The organism is Kitasatospora sp. NPDC087271, assembly GCF_044744605.1.
Classification (GTDB): Bacteria; Actinomycetota; Actinomycetes; order Streptomycetales; family Streptomycetaceae; genus Kitasatospora.
On the sequence record NZ_JBIUYQ010000002.1, the window covers coordinates 497,461 to 518,052 of the forward strand.

Annotated in this window: 17 protein-coding genes; 6 read left to right on the forward strand and 11 right to left on the reverse strand. The window is 72.6% G+C overall.

Features of this window, described 5'->3' with window-relative positions; genetic code table 11:
- The first annotated feature begins 215 nt into the window (after window positions 1-215).
- Window positions 216-1,001, forward strand: coding sequence for an SLATT domain-containing protein (locus ACIO9K_RS05360; RefSeq protein WP_363619432.1), 786 nt, complete (start codon window positions 216-218; stop codon window positions 999-1,001).
- A 157-nt stretch (window positions 1,002-1,158) separates the two neighbouring features.
- Here the strand turns inward: ACIO9K_RS05360 and ACIO9K_RS05365 are convergent, their stop codons facing one another.
- The 3 genes from ACIO9K_RS05365 to ACIO9K_RS05375 form a co-directional block, all read right to left on the reverse strand.
- Window positions 1,159-1,806: a hypothetical protein gene (locus ACIO9K_RS05365; RefSeq protein ID WP_350876643.1), complete on the reverse strand. Its 648-nt coding sequence runs from the start codon at window positions 1,804-1,806 to the stop codon at window positions 1,159-1,161.
- A 115-nt stretch (window positions 1,807-1,921) separates the two neighbouring features.
- Window positions 1,922-3,004: a GntR family transcriptional regulator gene (locus ACIO9K_RS05370; RefSeq protein ID WP_400327222.1), complete on the reverse strand. Its 1,083-nt coding sequence runs from the start codon at window positions 3,002-3,004 to the stop codon at window positions 1,922-1,924.
- A gap of 180 nt (window positions 3,005-3,184) precedes the next feature.
- Window positions 3,185-3,982 (reverse strand): carbon-nitrogen family hydrolase, encoded by a 798-nt coding sequence (locus ACIO9K_RS05375; RefSeq protein WP_400327224.1) that lies wholly within the window; start codon window positions 3,980-3,982, stop codon window positions 3,185-3,187.
- Between the two features lie 173 nt (window positions 3,983-4,155).
- On the opposite strand from ACIO9K_RS05375, the gene ACIO9K_RS05380 reads away from it, so the two are divergent.
- The 3 genes from ACIO9K_RS05380 to ACIO9K_RS05390 all read left to right on the forward strand — a co-directional run bounded on the left by ACIO9K_RS05380 (window position 4,156) and on the right by ACIO9K_RS05390 (window position 6,695).
- Window positions 4,156-4,977: a maleylpyruvate isomerase family mycothiol-dependent enzyme gene (locus ACIO9K_RS05380; RefSeq protein ID WP_363579837.1), complete on the forward strand. Its 822-nt coding sequence runs from the start codon at window positions 4,156-4,158 to the stop codon at window positions 4,975-4,977.
- Between the two features lie 65 nt (window positions 4,978-5,042).
- A complete protein-coding gene (locus ACIO9K_RS05385; RefSeq protein WP_400327226.1) occupies window positions 5,043-5,513 on the forward strand; it encodes a Bro-N domain-containing protein in 471 nt (156 codons plus the stop codon).
- Window positions 5,514-5,846: 333 nt separating this feature from the next.
- Window positions 5,847-6,695 carry a Bro-N domain-containing protein gene (locus tag ACIO9K_RS05390; RefSeq protein ID WP_400327228.1) on the forward strand — a complete coding sequence of 283 codons (849 nt, stop codon included), beginning with the start codon at window positions 5,847-5,849 and terminating at the stop codon, window positions 6,693-6,695.
- 48 nt (window positions 6,696-6,743) lie between these two features.
- On the opposite strand, the gene ACIO9K_RS05395 is transcribed toward ACIO9K_RS05390, so the two are convergent.
- The 6 genes from ACIO9K_RS05395 to pdhA all read right to left on the reverse strand — a co-directional run bounded on the left by ACIO9K_RS05395 (window position 6,744) and on the right by pdhA (window position 14,841).
- On the reverse strand, window positions 6,744-8,114 hold the full coding sequence (locus tag ACIO9K_RS05395; protein ID WP_363619429.1) for an MFS transporter: 1,371 nt from the start codon (window positions 8,112-8,114) through the stop codon (window positions 6,744-6,746).
- A gap of 114 nt (window positions 8,115-8,228) precedes the next feature.
- Window positions 8,229-9,461 carry a M64 family metallopeptidase gene (locus tag ACIO9K_RS05400; protein WP_363619428.1) on the reverse strand — a complete coding sequence of 411 codons (1,233 nt, stop codon included), beginning with the start codon at window positions 9,459-9,461 and terminating at the stop codon, window positions 8,229-8,231.
- A gap of 176 nt (window positions 9,462-9,637) precedes the next feature.
- Window positions 9,638-10,861: a benzoate/H(+) symporter BenE family transporter gene (locus ACIO9K_RS05405; RefSeq protein ID WP_400327231.1), complete on the reverse strand. Its 1,224-nt coding sequence runs from the start codon at window positions 10,859-10,861 to the stop codon at window positions 9,638-9,640.
- A gap of 360 nt (window positions 10,862-11,221) precedes the next feature.
- A complete protein-coding gene (locus tag ACIO9K_RS05410; RefSeq protein ID WP_400327233.1) occupies window positions 11,222-12,697 on the reverse strand; it encodes a dihydrolipoamide acetyltransferase family protein in 1,476 nt (491 codons plus the stop codon).
- Between the two features lie 15 nt (window positions 12,698-12,712).
- Window positions 12,713-13,687 (reverse strand): alpha-ketoacid dehydrogenase subunit beta, encoded by a 975-nt coding sequence (locus ACIO9K_RS05415; protein ID WP_400327235.1) that lies wholly within the window; start codon window positions 13,685-13,687, stop codon window positions 12,713-12,715.
- Entirely contained in the window at window positions 13,687-14,841 is a 1,155-nt protein-coding gene (gene pdhA, locus ACIO9K_RS05420) for a pyruvate dehydrogenase (acetyl-transferring) E1 component subunit alpha (RefSeq protein WP_400327237.1), read from the reverse strand. The genes ACIO9K_RS05415 and pdhA overlap by 1 nt, the downstream gene beginning before the upstream one ends.
- Window positions 14,842-15,267: 426 nt before the next feature.
- On the opposite strand from pdhA, the gene ACIO9K_RS05425 reads away from it, so the two are divergent.
- Together ACIO9K_RS05425 and ACIO9K_RS05430 are read left to right on the forward strand one after the other, a co-directional pair.
- A complete protein-coding gene (locus tag ACIO9K_RS05425; protein WP_350876661.1) occupies window positions 15,268-15,927 on the forward strand; it encodes a response regulator transcription factor in 660 nt (219 codons plus the stop codon).
- Window positions 15,928-15,994: 67 nt separating this feature from the next.
- Window positions 15,995-17,095, forward strand: coding sequence for a phosphotransferase (locus ACIO9K_RS05430; protein ID WP_363619424.1), 1,101 nt, complete (start codon window positions 15,995-15,997; stop codon window positions 17,093-17,095).
- Between the two features lie 20 nt (window positions 17,096-17,115).
- Here ACIO9K_RS05430 and ACIO9K_RS05435 read toward each other — a convergent pair whose 3' ends face one another.
- Window positions 17,116-18,843, reverse strand: a complete 1,728-nt coding sequence (locus ACIO9K_RS05435; protein WP_363619423.1) for a protein kinase domain-containing protein — start codon at window positions 18,841-18,843, stop codon at window positions 17,116-17,118.
- A 183-nt stretch (window positions 18,844-19,026) separates the two neighbouring features.
- Complete coding sequence (locus ACIO9K_RS05440) at window positions 19,027-20,400, reverse strand: protein kinase (protein WP_400327240.1); 1,374 nt, start codon at window positions 20,398-20,400, stop codon at window positions 19,027-19,029.
- Window positions 20,401-20,592: the final 192 nt, after the last annotated feature.

The window sequence follows — 20,592 nt, forward strand, 5'->3', positions numbered from 1 at the left end:
ACCGGACCCTCCCTCGGACGGGTGAAATCTCGCCGACCCCCGCATCCCTTCCACCCCGGGTTACGGTGGCCGAATCCGGTAACGATCACCGGGGAAGCGACCCCATGGTCAGCCATTTGGCGGTAAGAAGTGCTGTTGGACAACCAACGGCAGACGTCGCGTCAGCCGATGGACCGCCAGACCCAGCAGTCCGCCCGCCACAGGGAGCCCCACAGGTGAGCCAGCCGGAAATGCAGCCCGAGGAGAGTGCCTGGGGCAAGGAGATCGGCGAGGAGGACCCGCCCGCCGCGACCATCGCCCGCCAGGCGTCCACCCGCCGACGGACCGATCTGAGCACTCGACAGTTCCCGCTCGGGGACTGGGGCGAGCCGGCCGAGCGCCTGGAGGAGCTGTACCGCTGGTCCGAGGAGCGGGCGGTCGAGGCGATCGAGTGGTACCGCAAGGACCGGATCTGGAAGCGCCGCTGGGCGCGCCTGCTGCGGTTCGGCACGGCCGGCTTCGCGGTGGGCGGGGTGACCGCGCCGCTGGTCGACCTGACCGGCGCGGTCTCGCACGGCACCAGCTGGGGCTACGTCGGCCTGGCGCTCGCCGCCGCCTGCTACGGCACCGACCGGGTGTTCGGCCTCACCTCCGGCTGGATGCGCGACGTCAGCACCGCGCAGGCGCTGCAACGCCGGCTGGAGGCCTTCCAGTTCGACTGGGCGTCGGAGTGCGTGCGCGAGGTGCTCGGCCCGACCGAGGGCACCGCGGGCGAAGCCGCCGAGCGCTGCCTCGGCGTGCTGCGCCGGTTCTGCGAGGACGTCTCGGACATGGTCCGCACCGAGACCTCGGAGTGGATGCTGGAGTTCCGCGCGTCCATGACCCAGCTGCCCACCCAGGCCCCGGGCACCTGGGGCGGGCGCAGCGAGAGCGGGGTGGGCGCCCAGGTGCGGGTGCTGCCGCCGCCGGGCACCCGGCCCACCATGCCGCGCCAGCGGCCGCCGGAGGGGCCGCTACGGTAGCGGGCGGGAAGGCGGGCCGCCTGCCGTGGCGGGCGGGCCGGTGCGGCGGGAGCGTGCGGCGGCCGGGCAGACGCGGCGGGAGGGTACGGCAGCCGGGCAGACGCGGCGCCCGGGCGGATGCGGCGGGCGACGCCTCGGGCAAAAGGCTGCCGGGGCCTCAGGCGAAGACCACCATCGAGCCCTGGGCGAGGCTGCGGGTCGCCGCCGCGTACAGGCCCGCCCAGGCGTGCCGCTCGCGGGCGAAGGGGTGCAGGTCGTCCAGCGGCGGCCCGAACGGCTGCTCCAGGCCGGTCGGGCCGAGCGGCCGGGTCGGGTCCGGCGGGTTGAGCGGGTCGAGGCCCAGCGCCGGGGCGACGGCCTGCAGTTCGCGCAGCAGCCCGTGGCTGGAACCGAGCGGACCGCCGGAGGCGAGCAGCGCGTCGTCCACCAGCGGCGCCGGGAACTCTATCGGCACGTAGGCGCCCGCGTGGTCGAAGTGCCAGACCAGGTGCGACTGTTCGGCACTGCTCTCGAACATCTCCAGCAGCTGCTCGTAGTCGCCGCCGAGCGAGTCCACCGGCGTGATGTCCAGCCCGGTGAGGCCCAGCAGGTAGGCACGGCGCAGGAAGTGCAGCGAGTCGTAGTCGAAGGCGGCTATCGGCTCGACCGCCCCGCTCAGCCCCGGGACGTACTGGTAGACCGGCACCTCTGGCAGCCCGCGGGAGGCCAACACCGCGTTGTAGAGGGCGAGATCGTCCCTGAAGGGATTGTCGGGGCTGTGGCTCAGCACGTCCACGAGCGGGACGAGCCAGAGGTCGCAGGCCATGGCCGGCAGTTCCTCTCCGGGCGACGGGGTCGCCCGCAGGGCGGGACGACGACGGGGGCGGGGGCGGTACCCGGACGGCCGTTGTGCGGGACGCCCGGTTCGACGACCGCCCACCCTACCGGCCCGGGGCCGGGCGCGGGTCGGGCCGTCCCTGCGGTGCGTCCGGGGGCGGTTCGGGCAGCCGCCGGCCGAACCGGCCGTACGGCACCGAGCGCGGCTGCGGCACCAGGCCGAGGCCCAGCCCGAGTTCGCGGCCGAGCTCCTCGCCCGGCCGGCGCCGGCCCCTCCCGACCTGGTCGAACGCCTGGCCGGGGGCCGGTTCGGCCGCCACCGGCGGGGCTTCGGCGGACGGGGCCGGCGGCACGGGCCTGCCGTCCAGGAACCCGCCGCCACCGGGTCCGCCGCCACCGGGCTCGCCGTCCAGGGGTTCGCTATTCAGGGCATCGCTATTCAGAGGATCGCCGTCCAGGGGTTCGGTGAGCAGCCCCAGCACCGTCACCGACTCCAGCGGCCGCCCGGCCAGCCCGGCCAGCAGCCGGGCGGTGTACAGGTTGTACTCGCAGATGATCCGGTGCGCGCCGACCAGGTCCCGCGCGCCGATGGCGTCGACCAGGTCGAGGTGGCGGTCCCAGCAGACCTCGGCCAGAACGGGCAGCTCCCGCAGGTAGGGCGCGGCAAACATCCACGACTGCACCCGCAGCCAGTCCAGGTAGTCGCCGATCCGGCGGTTGCCGATCAGCGCGGCGACCTCCTGCCAGAACCGGCGGTCGCAGCCCACCATCACGTCCAGGTTCCCGGCCCGGGCGGCCCGGACCGCCGCGTCGGCCCGGCGGCGCAGCGAGGGCAGTCTGGCGAGGTCCGGCAGCGCCCTGCGTGCGGAGAACTGGCGGTAGTAGCTGTCGGTGACCAGCACCCGGGACTCGAAGATCTCCAGGAAGTCGTCCCAGCCCAGCTCGGGCACGGTGAACCCGCGGTGGTGCTCGGCCCGCAGCAGCCCCTGCGCACCGAGGTCGACCAGCGCCTCGCGGGCCGGGGTCGCCGAGACGCCGTACAGCTCGGCGATCTCCTTGACGGTGAAGTTGCGGCCGGCCGCCAACCGGCCGGCCATCATCTCCTCGCGCAGCGCACCGGCGATCTGCTCGCGCAGGCTGTTGCGCTGGATGACGGGACGGGTGTCGCCTGCGCCGTTGCCGGGCATGCGCGCAACCTCCTGGGGCGGGCCGATCAGGCCGCCCCTCGGCGGACCGGCCAACGAGCGGCGGGGAACACGACGAGTGCTCATCTTCTCAAACCCGCCCCGAGAAGGTACAAACCAACCCCCCGGAGGCCCCGGCGCCCCCGGACGCCCCCGCCCGGACCGGGCCGGGGCGGGCCAGGATCAGCGCTGGACCGGCGCGGGGATCCCCAGCAGGCGGTCCCGCAGCACCGGGAACTCCTCGCGGGCCTTGCCCACCTCGGCCGGATCGAACTCGACGGTCAGCACCTGCTCCTCCGTGCCGGCCTCGGCCAGCACCCGGCCCCACGGGTCCACCACGATGCTGTGCCCGGCCTGCTCGACCCCGGCGTGCGTCCCGGCCGTGTTGCAGGCCAGCACGAACGCCTGCTCCTCCACCGCGCGCGCCCGTGCCAGCAGCGTCCAGTGCTCGCGCCGCCGGGCCGGCCAGGCCGCCGGAACCACCAGCAGCTGCGCGCCGGCGTCCAGCAGCGCCCGGAACAGCTCCGGGAAGCGCAGGTCGTAGCAGGTGGCCAGGCCCAGGGTGGCGAAGTCGGTGGCCGCGGTGACGATCTCCTGCCCCGCGCCCATCACCACCGCCTCGCCGCTGTCGAAACCGAAGCGGTGGATCTTGCGGTAGGTGTGCATCAGCTCGCCGTCCGGGGCGAACAGCAGCGAGGTGTTGTAGATCGGCCCGTCCGGGTCGCGCTCGACGATCGAACCGGCGTGCAGCCAGACCCCGGCCGCCCGCGCGGCCGCCGCCATCGCGTCCGAAGTGGGACCGTCCAGCGTCTCGGCGCCGTCCGACCACAGGTCGTAGGCGAAGCCGCCGAGCGGCCACAGCTCCGGCAGGACCACCAGGTCCGCGCCCTGCTGCGCCCGGACCAGCGCGGCGGCCCGGGCCCGCCGTTCGGCGGGCGGCTCGGCGTCGGAGACCCCGAGTTGGATCAATGAAGCGCGCACAGTACCACCGTCCACGGCAAGAGACCTACGATCGTCACCCGAAAGCGCTGCCCAGCTGTCTCCCGGCAGCGTAACGTGCGGTTAGCGTGTGCGCCTGGAAGCCGGACCATCCCGGCCGACCGGGGAGGCCGGGCGCAGAGGGCAAGGAAGCTGACGGAGGGCCGGAGATTCCCGTGACGGACAACCAGACCGTGCAGGCTTACACGGAGGCGTGGGCCCAGAGCATCGAGTCCATATCGGAGCTGGTCGCCCCCCTCCCCGAGGGCTCCTGGAACCGGGCCACCGAATGCCCCGGCTGGTCGGTCCGGGACGTCGTCTCGCACATCATCGCGGTCGAGTCCGAACTCCTCGGCGACCCCCGCCCGATCCACTCCCTGCCGCGTGACCTTCGCCACGTCACCACCGACTTCGCCCGCTACATCGAACTGCCGGTCGACAAGCGCCGCTGCCACACCGCTCTGGAGATGACCAGCGAGCTGGAGTACACGATCATCCGCCGCTCCCGGGCACTGCGGAACGCCAAGCAGACACCCCTGGAGCCGGTGCGCTGGCCGGCCGGCCCGAACAGCCGCGACGTGCCGTACCACGAGCTGCTGCGCCTGCGGGCCTTCGACGTCTGGGTGCACGAGCAGGACCTGCGCCGGGCCCTGGACACCCCCGGCAACCTCGACTCCCCGGCCGCCCTGATCGCCCGGGACGTCCTGCTGGGGCTGCTGCCCAAGGCCGTCGCCCACCGGGCCGGCGCCCCGGCCGGAACGGCCATGGTCCTGGACGTCACCGGCCGCGTGGAGTTCCTGCGCACCGTCCGGGTCGACTCGACCGGCCGCGGCACCGTCGACGAGTCGATCAGCCTGGCCCCCGACGTCCAGCTCACCATGGACTGGGAGACCTACCTCCGGCTCGCCTGCGGCCGCGGCCGCCCCGGCCCGGTCACCATCGACGGCGACAAGGAACTCGCCGACCGCGTCCTGTCCGCCTTCGCGGTCACCATCTGACCCCGGCCACCCCGCAGCGCACGCCACCCGGCGTACACGCACGAGTGCGCGCCGGGTGCTGAGTCATGGGCCGGCGTAATCCGCCCGACGCCGTCAAGAGGTTGGAGACCCACCAGCACCGCACCGTCGACCTGTGGTCGGTAACCATCGCCAAAAGCGATGGTTACGACGTTTCCGCAGGTGGGAAACCATGCGCGCGTGGAAACCCACTGCTCGGGGTGATCAGCGAGGCGGGCTTGTATACCTTGATCATGAGGTCGAGCAAGCCCGACGCCCAGCCGTTCAGGGACTGGGTCACCCGAGACCTTCTCCCCTCCAGCCGCCGTGGGGACACCGACATCCCCACCCAACAGCGGCGGATGGCGGAGACCGTGGCCGAGGCGATCGGACAACAGGTACGGATCGTCGCCGAGATCGACCACGAGGACTGGCCCGGCTATGAAGTCCTGTACGCAGAAGTGAACGACGGTCATATCAACCGCATCTGCGGGACAGCGCCACAGCTTGCCGAACTGCTGCGCGAGTACCGGTGCTGATTCACCGACGCCCTATACCGGGGGCATGGCCTTCAAGACCCTCGCTGAAAGCCAGGGTTACGACGTTTCAGCAGGTCAGAAACCCTACGCCCCCGCCGCCTCAACCTTTCGGCACAGGTCCAGGAACTCGCCGACCGCGTCCTGTCCGCCTTCGCGGTCACCATCTGACCCCAGCCACCCCGCAGCGCACGCCACCCGGCGTACACGCACGAGTGCGCGCCGGGTCGGCACCACTCGTGCATCCATCCGTCAATCCAACACCAGAACCTCACCCGTTCGACCTCGTTGTTCCGGGCACTCCCGCCACCACCCGGAAGAAGGAGGGGCGTCCCCATGGACGACGAACAGCAGCAGATGACTCTGGTCCGGTCGAGCTTCCCGGTCACGGGGCAACCGATCAGAGTCGTGATGATCGACGGACAACCGTGGTTCGTCACGGCGGACGTGTGCCGAGTCCTGGGCCGAGGAAACCCGACAGATACCGTCAAGGTGCTGGAACACCATCAGCACCGTGTCGTCGACCTACGGTCGGTAACCCTTGTTCGGAACAAGGGTTACCGGATTCCTACAGGTCAGAAAGCCTATCGTCGAGGGAATCCACTACTCGGCGTGGTGAGCGAGGCAGGTCTATACGGCCTCCTCATGCGGTCGGACAAAGGCACGGCCCGACCGTTCCGAGAATGGGTTACCGACGAGCTGATCCCCTCCGTCCGCCGCGGGGACGCCGATATCCCCACCCAACAGCGGCGGATGGCGGAGACCCTGGCCGAGGCGATCGGACAACAGGTACGGATCGTCGCCGAGATCGACCACGAGGACTGGCCCGGCCTGACCGTCCACTCCGACGGAACGGTCCACTGCCAGCACGGCGAGATGGTCCTTCACCTGCCGAGCCGGGAGGAGGACAGCGGACCACCGTTCGGCGCGTACTTCGCCTGCCCGGGCGAAGAACGGGTCGGAATCCGGGCCAGCCGAATCGTCCCCGGCTGCCCCAAACTGAAGCTCGTGGACCTGATCCGCATGCGGCGCGAAGCCGCCGAGCAGCCGACCCGGCCGGGGGCGCATCCGGCTCGCACACCGATGATGCCGCCGGAGGGCACGGTGCTCTGTGTGATCGACCGGGTCCAGCTCTACGGACGGCCGCCAGAGATCACCGAGGTGCTCCGGGGCATCGGGCTGTAGCGGCGGGAAACCATCACCCAAAGCAATAGTTTCGACGTCCTTCGCAGGTCAGAGCCCCTTCTCCTCCGCCGCGACCTTGCGACGCAGGCGCAGGATCATCACGGTGCCGACCGCCAGCGGGACGTACTGCCAGCAGAACGCCCAGCGGAAGGCGTCGGCCGAGTAGGAGTCGGTGCCGGCCGGGGAGAGGCCGTCCAGGAGGACGCCGATGCCGAAGAGGGTGATCATCGTGCCGATGAAGCCGCCCATGTTGACGATCCCGGAGGCGGTGCCGAGGCGCTCCACCGGGTTGCGGGCGCGGGCGTAGTCGAGGCCGACCAGTGAGGCCGGGCCGTTGCTGCCCATCACCACGATGATGGCGGACAGCAGCCAGATCGGCGGGTGTCCGCCGGGCCAGGCCAGGACCAGCGCCCAGCCGAGGGCGGTGGCCGTGATGACGGTGAGGACGATCGGCATCCGGGCCCGCGCCGAGACGGAGAGCACCCGGCCGAACAGGAAGCCGAAGGCCATGTTGCTGAGCACCAGCAGGGTCAGCAGTCCGCCGGCCGCGGCCCGGGAGAGGCCCTGCGCCTCCACCAGGTAGGGCAGGCCCCAGAGCAGGCCGAAGGCGTTGCCGGGGAACTGGGTGGTGAAGTGCACCCAGAGCCCGAGCCGGGTGCCCGGTTCGCGCCAGCACGCGCGGACCTGCCGGCCGACGTTCGGCCGCGGCGCGGGCGGGTGTTCGACCGGCCGTACGGCCGCCGCCGGCGCTTCCTTGAGGAAGAGCGCGACCAGCGCGAAGACCGCGACGCCGAGCAGGGCGATCGCGGTGAAGGTGGGCGTCCAGCCCTCGCGGTGCAGGGCCTGTGCGAGCACCACGGTGGTGATCAGGTTGCCGCCCATTCCGGCGAGGCCGGTCAGCTGGGCCACGAACGGGTTCCGGGCGGCGGGGAACCACCGGGCGGCGAGCCGCAGCACGCTGATGAAGGTCATCGCGTCGCCGCAGCCGAGCACCGCCCGGGAGGCCAGTGCCGGGGCGAAGGAGGAGCTGAACGCGAAGGCCAGTTGGCCGAAGCTCAGCAGGACGACGCCGAGCAGCAGCACCCGGCGCGGCCCGATCCGGTCGACGAGCAGGCCGACCGGTATCTGCATGGCCGCGTAGACCAGCACCTGGAGGATCGAGAAGGTGGAGAGCGCGGAGGCGCCGATGCCGAAGCGGTCGGCGGCGTCCAGTCCGGCCACGCCGAGGCTGGTGCGGTGGATCACCGCGAGGATGTAGACGCTGACGCCGATGGACCAGGCCAGCCAGGCCGCGCGCCCGCCGGGCGGGGACGGTGCGGGGGCGGCGGACGGCGTCGGGGCGACCGGCGGCGTCGGGTCGGCGGTTCGGGGAGCGGGGACGGACAGGGGTGCGGCTGAGCGGGCGGGCTCCACGGTCATAGTGCGACCAGACTAGTCATCCCATGATGGGACGCCCAGTGCGGGGTGCGGTCGATCGTCCACGGACCACGGACTCCACGGGGCACGGATTCCACGGATTCCGCGGACCGGGCGTCAGCCGGTCAGCGTCCAGGACACCGACCGGGTCATGTAGCGGTCCCGGAAGGCCTCGTCCCGCACCCAGTCAGTGGTGTCCCGGACGGTCGCCGTGACGGTGGCCGTCCGGCCCGGGGCCAGGTTCAGCTGGTCGGTGTCCAGCCAGGAGCCGTCGGCGGCCTGCGGCGTCACCGCGACGCCGTCCACCTTCCACTCGACCTTCAGCTGTCGCGGGCCGGTCAGCGGCACCGGCCGGACGTTAAGCCGGGGCCGCCCGCTCACCTCGCCGGGCGGCGGCGACGGGGTGTCGGTGGGCCGGATCCTGCGGTACAGCTCCTCCATGATCGCCTCGCGCGACGGCAGGTTGTAGGCGCTGCCCAGGGTGCGCATCACCGAGTCGGGGGTGGGCCGGTAGAGGCCGTTGGCGCTGCGGTAGGCGCCGACCGTCCCGGCGCCGTCCGGGGACTCCGCGCCCAGCCAGCGCCACCACTTGGTCTGCTTCTTGCGCATGTCGTCGGCGTCGAGGGTGGCGAGGTTCGGGTACTCGGCGTCGTCCGGGGCGCTGTCGTACTCGTCGCCGAGGTCCCCCACGGTGTGGCCGATCTCGTGCTGGATGATCCGCCCGGCGTCCGGGCTGCCGCCGGCCAGGGTGGTCACCCCGGTGCCGCCGGCGCCGCCGTACTCGGTGGAGTTGGCCAGGGCTATCAGGTACTGCGGCCCGGAGCTGTCGCCCGCGTACCGGGCGGTGGCGGCCTCGTCGGCGCAGAGCAGCCGGGCGGTGCCCTCACACCAGAAGTGCATGCCGAGCGGGGTGGCGGGGTTGCGTCCGCGGCTCTCGGTCTCGGCTATCCCGGAGACCGGGGAGACCACTTCGACCCGCCGTATGTTGAAGAACCCCTGGTAGGTGCGGAACGGCTCGATGGCCATCAGCGCGTGCCAGGCCCGGTCGACCTGCTGTCGGAACAGGTCCTGTTCGGCGGCCGTGTAGCCGTCGCCGAGCAGGACCAGGGTGATCCGGTTGGCCGGGTCCCCGGTGCGGCGTATGTCGACGGTGGGGGCGGCCGTGACGGGCCGACGGTCGGCGCGCTGTGCGCTGTGCGGCGGGACCGCCCGGTCGGCGGGGGCCCCCGGTCCGATCACGCCGAACGGCGAGGGGCCGACCAGCTCCAGGGCGGCGGGGAGTACGGCGGTGGACACCAGCACGAGCGCGGCCAGACTCCGAACGAGACGGCCAGGGTTGCCAGGTGGCATGCGGGTGCGTCCTCGGGGTTCCGGTCACCCGGCGTAGCCCGGGTGGTGGAGCGAAGACGTACCCGGACGGGTGTGTCACCCCTACCGCGCGCCGAAAAAGTCACCGACCTGGCCGAATGACCCTCACCACACCAGTCATCCCAATGACTGGAATCTGACCGATGACAGGCCCCTCGTCAGCGCCTGCGGAGGTTCAGCACCAGGTGGGTGCCGAGGCCGAACAGCAGGCCCCAGAAGGCCGAGCCGATCCCGAACAGGCTCATCCCCGAGGCGCTGGCCAGGAAGGTCACCACCGCCGCGTCCCGCCCCCGCTCGTCCGCCACCGCCGCCGCCAGGCTGCCCTGCAGCGAGGCCAGCAGCGCGACCCCGGCGATCACCGCGATCAGCTCCTTCGGCAGGCCGGTGAACAGGCTCACCAGCACCCCGCCGAAGCTGCCCACCAGCACGTACAGCACGCCCGAGGACATCCCCGCGACGTAGCGGCGGCGCGGGTCGGGGTGGCTCTCCGGGCCGGAGCAGATCGCCGCCGTGATCGCCGCCAGGTTCACCCCCGGCGAGCCGAACGGCGCCAGCAGCAGCGACACCACACCGGTCGACCCGATCAGCAGCCGGTCGTCCGCCCGGTAGCCGAAGGCTCGCATCACCCCGAGGCCCGGTGCGTTCTGCGAGGCCAGCACCACGATCGTGAGCGGCAGCGCCAGCCCCACCGTGGCCGCCCAGGAGAACGCCGGCACGGTGAACACCGGCCGGGTCGGCCCGCCCGAGCCCAGGTGCAGCGGGAGTCCGACGGTCAACGCCGCCAGCACCCCGCCCACCAGCAGCGCCACCGGGACGGCGTACCGCGGGGCCAGCCGCTTGGCCAGCAGGAAGGCCGCGAGGCTGCCCACCACCAGCACCGGCGCGCCGTGCACGGCGCCGAAGATCCCGGCGCCGAAGGAGAACAGGATGCCCGCCAGCATCGCGTTGACGATCCCGGTCGGCACCGCCGCGATCAGCCGGCCGAACCAGCCGGTGACCCCGAAGAGCGTCACCACCGCCGCGCTCACCAGGAACGCCCCCACCGCCTCCCGGTACGGGTACGCGCCCAGGCTGGTCACCAGCAGCGCGGCGCCCGGGGTGGACCAGGCGGTGATCACCGGGGTCCTGGTCCACCAGCTCAGCGCGAAGCCGCTCAGCCCGCTGCCGATGGCCACCGCCCAGATCCAGGACGCCGTGTGCGCCGCGTCCAGCCGCCCGGCGGCCGCCGCCGCGAGCACCACCACCAGCGGACCCGAGAACGACACCGCGATGCAGACCAACCCCGCCAGCAGGGCCGGCCCCGACACGTCCCGCCGCAGCGACCGGCGCTCCCCGCCCCCGCCCGGCACCGTCTCCGGTCGGACCGTCAGCTCTTCAGTCATTCCGGAAGTATCCCGAACGCCGCGCCGGGGGCTCACGGAAAAGTCTTTGAAACCACCTGCAACCCCCGGCGAGGATGCACGTCTGTACGGATGAAGGCACGGAGAGCGCGACCGGCGGGGCCGGGGCGCTTCCGCCCCGCCCGGAGCGGGCCCGTCGCCCTCGCCCAGCCACGCCGTCAGACCCGTGACCCCGGGGAGTCACGTCATGCGCGCGTCCGTCATCGGCTGGTCCCGATCGCCGCCCGCCGGCCTCGCCCCCAGCGACGGCCGACGGGCGGGCAGAAGCGGAGGGGCCTTCCCCCACACGGCGGTGTGGGGGAAGGCCCCTCCGTGGCTTCCCGTTCGTGACGTCCCGGGCCGTCAGCCCCAGGTGATCAGGCGCTTCGGGCGCTCCAGCAGCGCGGCCACGTCGGCCAGCACCTTGGAGCCCAACTCCCCGTCCACCAGGCGGTGGTCGAAGGAGAGCGCCAGCGTGGTCACCTGACGCGGGACGACCTTGCCCTTGTGCACCCACGGCATGTCCCGGATCGCGCCGACGGCGAGGATCGCGGCCTCGCCGGGGTTGAGGATCGGGGTGCCGGTGTCGACGCCGAAGACGCCGACGTTGGTGATGGTGATGGTCCCGCCCTGCATGTCGCCCGGCGAGGTCTTGCCCTGGCGGGCGGTGTCGATCAGCTCGCCCAGCGAGACGGCGAGGCCCGTGAGGGTCTTGCCGCCGGCGTCCTTGATGTTGGGGACGATCAGGCCGCGCGGGGTGGCCGCGGCGATGCCGAGGTTGACCTGGCCCTTGATGACGATCTCCTGGGCCGCCTCGTCCCACTGCGCGTTGATCTCGGGGTGCCGCTTGACCGCGGTGAGCAGTGCCTTGGCGACCAGCAGCAGCGGGCTGATCCGGACGTCCCGGCCCAACTCGCCGCTCTCCTTGAGCCGGCGGACGAACTTCATCGTGCGGGTCACGTCGACCTGGACGAACTCGGTGACGTGCGGGGCGGTGAAGGCCGAGGCCACCATCGCCTGCGCGGTCGCCTTGCGGACGCCCTTGATCGGCACCCGGACGTCGCCCGCCACGGTGACCGGCGCCGGCACCGCCGCCGCGACCGGCCCGGCCTCGACCGGCGCCGCCGGGGCGGCCTGCGCGGTGGCCAGGGCGGACGCGTGGGCGTGCACGTCCTCGCGGGTGATCACGCCGTCCCGGCCGGTCGGGACGACCGCGCGCAGGTCGATGCCGAGGTCCTTGGCCAGTTTGCGCACCGGCGGCTTGGCCAACGGCCGCTCCCCGGCGGGCTGTTCGGCCAGGACGGACGAGGCGGGCGCGACCGGCGCGACCGGCGCCGGAGCAGCCGACACGACCGGCGCGGCCGGCACGACGGGCGCGGCCGGCACGACGGGCGCGGCCGGAGCCGGCGTCGCGGTGACGGTCGTCGTGGTCGTGCGCCGGGCCCGGCGCTGCGCGGTGCCGGTGCGCGGGCCGTAGCCGACCAGCACCTCGCGCCGCTCGGGCTCGGCCGGTTCGGCCGGCGCGGCGGCGGCGACGGGCGCAACAGCAGCGGCGGCGGCAGGAGCCGCGGCCCCGGCCTCCCCGGCGACCGCGACCGAGATGATCACGGTGCCGACGTCGACCGTCGCGCCCGCGGGGAAGAAGAGCTGATCGACGACCCCGTTGAACGGGATCGGCAGCTCCACCGCCGCCTTGGCGGTCTCCACCTCGCACACGACCTGCCCGTCGGTGACGGTGTCACCCGGCTTGACGTACCAGCTGAGGATTTCGGCCTCGGTCAGGCCCTCGCCCACATCGGGCATCTTGAACTCGCGGAGCGAGCGAACTTCGGTGGTCATCTTCGCTCCCCCGGATCAGTACGCGAGTGCGCGGTCGACGGCGTCGAGCACGCGGTCCAGGTCGGGGAGGAAGGCCTCCTCGACGCGGGACGGCGGATACGGCGCGTGGTAGCCGCCGACCCGCAGGACGGGCGCCTCCAGGTGGTAGAAGCACCGTTCGGTGAGCCGGGCGGCCAGTTCGGCACCCATGCCCAGGAAGACCGGCGCCTCGTGCACCACGACGGCCCGCCCGGTGCGCTTGACCGACTCCTCCAGGGTGGTGAAGTCCACCGGGGAGAGCGAGCGCAGGTCGACGACCTCCAGTCGGCGGCCGTCCTCCTCGGCGGCCGCGGCGGCCTCCAGGCAGACCTTGACCATCGGGCCGTAGGCGAGCAGCGTGGCATCGGTGCCGGAGCGCACGATCCGGGCGTCGTGCAGTCCGAGGTCGGCGGCGTCGCCGACCTCGCCCTTGTCCCAGTACCGGCGCTTGGGCTCCAGGAAGACCACCGGGTCGTCCGAGGCGATGGCCTGCCGCAGCATCCAGTGCGCGTCGTGCGCGTTGGACGGGCTGACCACGCGCAGGCCCGCGGTGTGCGCGAAGTACGCCTCGTGCGACTCGCTGTGGTGCTCGACCGCGCCGATGCCGCCCGCGAAGGGGATGCGGATGGTGACCGGGAGCTTGACGTTCCCGAGCGCGCGGGCGTGCATCTTGGCCAGCTGGGAGACGATCTGGTCGAAGGCCGGGTAGACGAAGCCGTCGAACTGGATCTCCACCACCGGGCGGTAGCCGCGCAGCGCCAGGCCGATCGCGGTGCCGACGATGCCGGACTCGGCGAGCGGGGTGTCGATCACCCGTCCCTCGCCGAAGTCCTTCTGCAGGCCGTCGGTGATCCGGAAGACGCCGCCGAGCTTGCCGATGTCCTCGCCCATCAGGACGGTCTTCGGGTCGCTCTCCAGCGACTTGCGCAGCGCGCCGTTGAGCGCCTTGGCAATGCTGAGCTGACCGGCCATCAGAGGTTCTCCCCCGCCTCGAAGGAGGCCGCGTACTGGACGTACTCGGCCCGTTCCTCATCGACCAGCGCGTGCGGCTCGCTGTACACGTGGTCGAAGATCAGGGTCGGGTCCGGGTCGGGCATGCCGCGCACGCCCTCGCGCACCCGCAGCCCCAGCCGCTCGCTCTCGGCCTCGATAGCGGTGAAGAACTCCTCGTCGGCCAGGCCCTCCTTCTCCAGGAGGGCGCGGAGCCGGGCGATCGGGTCCTTGGCCTTCCAGGCCTCGGTCTCCTCGGTGGGCCGGTAGCGGGTGGGGTCGTCGGAGGTGGTGTGCGCGCCCATCCGGTAGGTGAACGCCTCGATCAGCACCGGGCCGTTGCCGCTGCGGGCGTGGTCGAGCGCCCAGCGGGTGACGGCCAGGCAGGCCAGCACGTCGTTGCCGTCGACCCGGACGCCGGGGAAGCCGAAGCCGGAGGCGCGGCGGTACAGCGGGATCTTGGTCTGGGTGGTGGTGGGCTCGGAGATCGCCCACTGGTTGTTCTGGCAGAAGAACACCACGGGCGCGTTGTAGACCGAGGCGAAGGTGAAGGCCTCGTTGACGTCGCCCTGGCTGGAGGCGCCGTCGCCGAAGTAGGCGATGACCGCGTCGTCGGCGCCGTCCTTGCTGATGCCCATCGCGTAGCCGGTGGCGTGCAGGGCCTGCGCGCCGATCACGATGGTGTACAGGTGGAAGTTCTTCTCGTTCGGGTCCCAGCCGCCGTGGTTCACGCCCCGGAACATGCCGAGCAGGTTGAGCGGGTCGACGTCGCGGCACCAGGCGACACCGTGCTCGCGGTAGGTGGGGAAGGCGTAGTCGCCGGTGCGCATGGCACGGCCGGAGCCGACCTGGGCGGCCTCCTGGCCGAGCAGCGAGGCCCACAGGCCCAGCTCGCCCTGGCGCTGGAGTGCGGTGGCCTCGCCGTCGAACCGGCGGACCAGCACCAGGTCGCGGTAGAGGGCGCGCAGCTCCTCCGGGGTGGTGGTGAGCGGGTAGTCCGGGTGCTCGACCCGTTCGCCTTCCGGGGTGAGCAGCTGTACGAGCTCCGGCTGGGTGTCCTTCCCCGTGGCGCGGAGGGTGTCAGGGACGCCGGGGGCCGCCTTCTTGCGGGCCCTCGCCGTGCTTTTGACGGTCACGTTCACTCCTCGGTCTGTCCGGCCGCCCGGGGTCGCCGGTGACCGGTCCGGTCACCGCCTCGCGGGGCGCGCGTGGGTGTGCGCTCCTACTGCGGGGCAGGTGGTGATCCTGTTCCGACGGCGTCCCTCACGAGAACGTTACCCAGCGTCCGCCCTTGGCGCGCTTGCGCTAGGACGTCCTACTTGTTCAGGGCTTACAACCCCGAGGGTGCCGCGGGCAGCGCGCCGTCGGAAGGGTGGGGGTGACGGACCGCGTGACGCAGCTCTCAATTCGGGCGCCTTCAGGACACCAGCGCACGTTATCCGGGCGCGAGCCCGTACGTAAGGGGGTTCTCGGTATCGGTTTCGGACCGCCCCGGCCGGACCGCCTGACTGCGGCACCAGGGACGATAGGTCTTCCGTACGGTGATATGGGAGGCTTTGGACGTGACTGATAACGGACAAATCAGGGTTTTCCTGCTCGACGATCACGAGGTTGTCCGGCGGGGCGTGCACGACCTGCTCTCGGTCGAGGACGACATCGAGGTGGTCGGCGAGGCCGGCACCGCCGCCGAGGCGCTCACCCGGATCCCGGCGGTCCACCCCGACGTCGCGGTGCTCGACGTCCGGCTGCCGGACGGCAACGGGGTCGAGGTCTGCCGGGAGATCCGGTCCCGGCTGCCGGAGATCAAGTGCCTGATGCTGACCTCGTTCTCGGACGACGAGGCGCTGTTCGACTCGATCATGGCGGGCGCGTCCGGCTACGTCCTGAAGGCGATCCGCGGCACCGACCTGATCACCGCCGTCCGGGACGTCGCGGCCGGCAAGTCGCTGCTCGACCAGGTCGCCACCAGCCGGGTGCTGGCCCGGCTGCGCGACGGCGGCGAGAAGGAGGACGAGCGGCTGGCGCAACTCACCAAGCAGGAGCGCCGGATCCTCGATCTGATCGGCGAGGGGATGACCAACCGTCAGATCGGCAACGAGTTGCACCTGGCCGAGAAGACGGTGAAGAACTACGTCTCCAGTCTGCTCGCCAAGATGGGAATGGAGCGACGCACCCAGGCGGCGGCCTTCGTGGCACGGCACCAGGCGGACCAGCAGCACTGACCAGAACGGCGATCACAGAACTGACGACTTGTCAAGGGCCCCCGCACGGGGGCCCTAACCTCTGGCTGTGACTTTCAGCCAGACCCTCTCCTGCTCCCCGGCCCGCCCCGACCTCTCCGCGCCGCCGATAGGGACCCTCAGTCCGCCCGTCCCGCGCGCCGCACTCGCCGAGGTCCTGGGCCGCTACCGGGTGGGGGGACTGCTGACCGCCGAACCGGTCGCCGAAGGCCTGCTGAACCGCGGGTACCGGGTCACCACCGAGACCGGCGCGTACTTCCTGAAGTGCTACGTCGACGCCGCCACCGCCAGCCGCCCGAAGATCGTCGCCCACCACCGGGCGATGGCCGGGCTCCAGGCCCTCGGGCTGCCCGTCGCACCCCCGCTGACCTGCGCCGAACGAGCCGGCACGGTGGCCGGCTACGGCGGCCGGCTGTTCGCGCTGTTCCCCTGGGTGGATGGCCGACACCGGCACGGTACCGACCTCTCCCCGCCGCAGTGCGACGCGCTCGGCGCGCTGCTCGGCCGACTGCACGGCGCGCTCGACGACGTGTGCGCCCCCTTCGAACAACCCCCGGGCTACCGCACCGCCGACCCCCTCGACAGCGCCGACCTCGCCCGCGACCTGCGGCGCCACGCCCGCGCCCACCGCCCGTACGGCGACCTGGACGCGCTGGTCGAACGGAGGCTCACCGAAAGGCTGGAACTGCTCGCCGAACACGCCCACCGCCGCCCCGCCCCGCAGACCGCCCCGCCCACCGGCTGGACCCACGGCGACTTCCACGGACTCAACCTGCTGTACGGCGACGGCCCCGACGGCGGCCCGGTCGCGGCCGTCCTGGACTGGGACAAGCTCGGCCCGCAGCCGCGCGCCGAGGAGGCCGTCCGCGCCGCCACGCTGCTCTTCAACGACCGGACGTCCGGCACCCTCGACCTGGTGCGGGTCCGCCACTACTCGCAGTCCTACCGGGCCACCGGAGCCGCCACCGCCGAGCACCTGGCCGCCGCCGTCCACCGGGTCTGGTGGGAGCGGCTGAACGACTTCTGGATGCTCCAGTGGCGCTACCAGCGGGCCGACCACCGGGCCGACCCGCTCTACCCCGCCTCGGCCGGCCAGTTGACGTGGTGGTGCCAGGAGTACGAACAGGTCCTGGACGCCTTCGCCAACTGACCGGTGTCAGCCCGGCCCGATCAGGGCGTCGCCGGCGGCTGGGTCGCCGGCGGCTGGGTGGCCGGCGGGTTCGACTTGGTCGCCGGCGGCGGCGTGGCCGCCCCCGTGCTGCCGCCGCTTCCCGTGCTCGGGGTGGTCGGCGCCGTGCTGGGCGTGCCGGGCGCCGTGGTGGGCGGCTGCGTGTGGCTGGGGGTCTGGCTGGGCGACGCGGGCGTCGAGTGCTTGCCCGAACCCGGAGACGGCGACATGTTGTTGTTGCCGTTGTTGTTGCCGTTGTTGTTGCCGCCGCTGCCGCCGTTGTTGTAGCTGCCGCCGTTGCCGCCGTTCTCGGTCGGCTGCGTCGGGCGCCGGCTGCCGGTGTTGGACGCGGGCGGGCTCTGCGAGCCGCTCTGGGGCGGCGTGCTGGGCTCGGTCGTGCTGACCGCCGGGAGCGGTGTCGGCGGCACGGTGTGCGAGTTCGTGGGTTCGTTGCCGCTGAACGCGAACGCCATGCCGACCCCGGCCGCGAGCAGCACGGCCGCGGCGCCGGCCACCCAGGCCCACGGCCCGCGCCGGCGGCCGGAGCCGCCGTCGTCGTCGCCACCACCGCCGTAGGGGCCGCCGGCCCCCGGGTAGGGCGTCGACGGGGTGTGCGGGCCGCCCGGGCCCCCCATCCCCTGGTAGGGCAGCACCGAGGTCTGGTCGCCGGGGCCGATCGCGCCGAAGGCCGCGGTGGCCGCGGTCTGGTCGGGCCGGATCACCTGGGTGGCGTCGGTGTTCCCCTGCCCCGCGGCGGCCAGCCCGGCCGTGGTGCCGGCCCAGCCCGCGCCGCCCGCGCCGTGCATCTCGCGCAGCGCGTGCTGGACGTGCGCGCGGAACTCGTCGGCGTCCTGGAAGCGGTCGTCCGGGTTCTTGGCCAGCGAGCGCAGCACCAGCTGGTCCAGCCCGACCGGCACCCGGCCGTTGGCCTGCGAGGGCGGCACCGGCATGTCCTGGACGTGCTGGTAGACCACCGAGAGCGGGGTGTCGCCGGTGAACGGCGGGCGCAGCGCCAGCAGTTCGTACAGCATGCAGCCGGCCGCGTACAGGTCGGAGCGGTGGTCGACGGGCTTGCCGAGGGCCTGCTCGGGCGAGAGGTACTGCGGGGTGCCCATGACCATGCCGGTCTGGGTCATGGTGCTGGCCGTGCCGGTCAGCGCCCGGGCGATACCGAAGTCCATCACCTTGACGGCGCCCGCGGTCGTGATGATCACGTTGGCGGGCTTGATGTCCCGGTGGACGATGCCGTTGCGGTGGCTGTACGCCAGCGCCTCCAGCACCCCGGCGATGATGATCAGTGCCTGGTCGACCGGCGGCGCGTCCTCGTCCACCAGCAGCTCGCGGACGGTCCGGCCCTCGACCAGCTCCATCACGATGTACGGCGTGGACTCGTCCCCGGCGTACTCCTCGCCGGTGTCGTAGACCGCGACGATCGAGTGGTGGTTGAGCCCCGCGACGGCGTGTGCCTCGCGGGTGAACCGCAGCCGGGCGATGTCGTCCTGGGCCAGCTCGCCGCGGAGCAGCTTGACCGCGACCGTCCGTCCCAGCCGTACGTCCTCGGCCGCGAACACCTCGGCCATGCCGCCGCGGCCGAGCCGGTAGGTCAGCCGGTAGCGGCCGTCGCCGACCGTGCCCAGCGGCGCGGCCGTACCGCGGCCGGGGGTCTGCGGGCCGCCGGGCCCGACCGGGGGAAACGCGCTGGTCGCGGCGTCGCTGCCGGGTCCGGGCATCCTCGGCGTCCCGCCGGTCCGGCCGTCAGCTCCGGCACCCGTTCCGTCATCCGGCTGCTGCGTCTGTGCCATCGCTCCTCGCCCCGGGCGTTCGCTCGGATCGCGGTGCCCTGTCGCTTCGTATCCCCGAACGCTACCGCCTCCGGCGCGGGCCCGTGGCACGCCCGAACCGGCCGGAAAGCGTCAGAGCAGGCCATTCCGGTCGACCGGAAGGTCAACCACCAGCACCACTGCGGGCCGCTCACCGGTGGTGTGCCCGGTCTTGGTCTTCGACTTGTTGTCCTGCGCCTTGTTGACCACGATCGCGATGATGATGCCGGCCAGCACGAGCACGCCGACGATGATCACGATGACGACCGCGGCCGTCGAGCAGCCGCCGCCGCTGGGCGCCTTCGGCTGCTGGTACGGCGGCATCGGCTGCGGCGGCGGGGTGTGCGCCCGCTGCGGCGGGGCCTGCTGGAGGTACTGGGGGTGCGGCGTGTGCGGCCCCTGCGGACGCGGCGGCTGGAAGGCCGGCGGCGGGGTCCGGTACTGCGGCTGCTGCGGCGGCGGAGGCTGCTGGAGGTACTGGGGGTGCGGGGTCTGCGGGGTCTGCGGCGCCGCGTGCACCGAGCGCGGGCCCTCGTTGATCACCAGCGGCGTACTGGCCTGCAACGGGTGCCCGCTGCCGCCGCCCTTCGCGGCCGCGATCAGCCGCTCCGCCTCGTCCCGCATCGCCGCCGCGCTCTGGAACCGGTGCGCCGGGTCCTTGCGCAGCGCCTGGGCGACGAAGGCGTCCACCGCCGGGGTGACCGACCGGTTGAGGGTGGACGGCGCCGGCGGCTCCTCCTGGACGTGCTTGTAGGCGATCGAGAACGCCGAGTCGCCGTCGAAGACCAGCTGCCCGGTGAGCATCTCGAAGAGCATCACGCCGACCGAGTAGAGGTCGGAGCGGGCGTCCACCGGCTTGCCGAGCGCCTGCTCGGGCGACAGGTACTGCGGGGTGCCGACCACCATGCCGGTCTGCGTCATCGACGTGGCGCCCGGTTCCAGCGCCCGGGCGATGCCGAAGTCCATGACCTTGACGTTGCCCTTGCGATCGAACATGACGTTGCCGGGCTTGATGTCGCGGTGCACCAGGGACATGTCGTGCGAGGCCTCCAGCGCGTTCAGCACGCCGACGACGACCCGCAGGGCCTCCTCGGTCGGCATCGCGCCGTACTGGGCGACCGCCTCGTTGATCGCCTCGCGCAGGCCCTTGCCGTCGACCAGCTGCATGACGATGTACGGGGTGCTGGAGCCGTCCGGCGCGACGTCCTCGCCGCTGTCGTACACCGTGACGATGTTCGGGTGCTCCAGCCGGGCCACCGCCTGCGCCTCGCGGCGGAACCGCTCCTTGAACGAGGCGTCCCGGCCCAGCTCGTTGTGCATGCTCTTCAGCGCGACCTGCCGGTCCAGCACGCTGTCGTACGCGAGGTGCACCGAGGCCATGCCGCCCTCGCCCAGCAGCCGCTGCAGCACATAGCGGCCGTTGCCCAGGGAGGAGCCCCCGACCGCCGCGTTGCCGTGCTCGCTCATGGTCCTCTGCTCCCCCTCGGCGCGGCCGTGGCGCCGCGACCGTGACGTTCGGTCTCGTCCGTGCGTGGTGGGCCGGGCCCGCGGGCCTGGCGGACCCCTGCCGCGGCGGTGCGACCGGCCTGCGACAGGGGTCAGGGTATCGGCTGACGCCGACGGTGATCGGTCCAGGGCCGGTCCTGCCCCCGGACCGCC

What these genes read in the sequence shown, in the direction of transcription:
- ACIO9K_RS05365 (WP_350876643.1), bottom strand. Translation starts at nt 1,806, where the DNA reads ATGGCCTGCGACCTCTGGCTCGTCCCGCTCGTGGACGTGCTGAGCCAC.
- ACIO9K_RS05370 (WP_400327222.1), bottom strand. Translation starts at nt 3,004, where the DNA reads ATGCCCGGCAACGGCGCAGGCGACACCCGTCCCGTCATCCAGCGCAAC.
- ACIO9K_RS05385 (WP_400327226.1), top strand. Translation starts at nt 5,043, where the DNA reads ATGGGCCGGCGTAATCCGCCCGACGCCGTCAAGAGGTTGGAGACCCAC.
- ACIO9K_RS05390 (WP_400327228.1), top strand. Translation starts at nt 5,847, where the DNA reads ATGGACGACGAACAGCAGCAGATGACTCTGGTCCGGTCGAGCTTCCCG.
- ACIO9K_RS05395 (WP_363619429.1), bottom strand. Translation starts at nt 8,114, where the DNA reads ATGACCGTGGAGCCCGCCCGCTCAGCCGCACCCCTGTCCGTCCCCGCT.
- ACIO9K_RS05400 (WP_363619428.1), bottom strand. Translation starts at nt 9,461, where the DNA reads ATGCCACCTGGCAACCCTGGCCGTCTCGTTCGGAGTCTGGCCGCGCTC.
- ACIO9K_RS05405 (WP_400327231.1), bottom strand. Translation starts at nt 10,861, where the DNA reads ATGACTGAAGAGCTGACGGTCCGACCGGAGACGGTGCCGGGCGGGGGC.
- ACIO9K_RS05410 (WP_400327233.1), bottom strand. Translation starts at nt 12,697, where the DNA reads ATGACCACCGAAGTTCGCTCGCTCCGCGAGTTCAAGATGCCCGATGTG.
- ACIO9K_RS05415 (WP_400327235.1), bottom strand. Translation starts at nt 13,687, where the DNA reads ATGGCCGGTCAGCTCAGCATTGCCAAGGCGCTCAACGGCGCGCTGCGC.
- ACIO9K_RS05435 (WP_363619423.1), bottom strand. Translation starts at nt 18,843, where the DNA reads ATGCCCGGACCCGGCAGCGACGCCGCGACCAGCGCGTTTCCCCCGGTC.
- ACIO9K_RS05440 (WP_400327240.1), bottom strand. Translation starts at nt 20,400, where the DNA reads ATGAGCGAGCACGGCAACGCGGCGGTCGGGGGCTCCTCCCTGGGCAAC.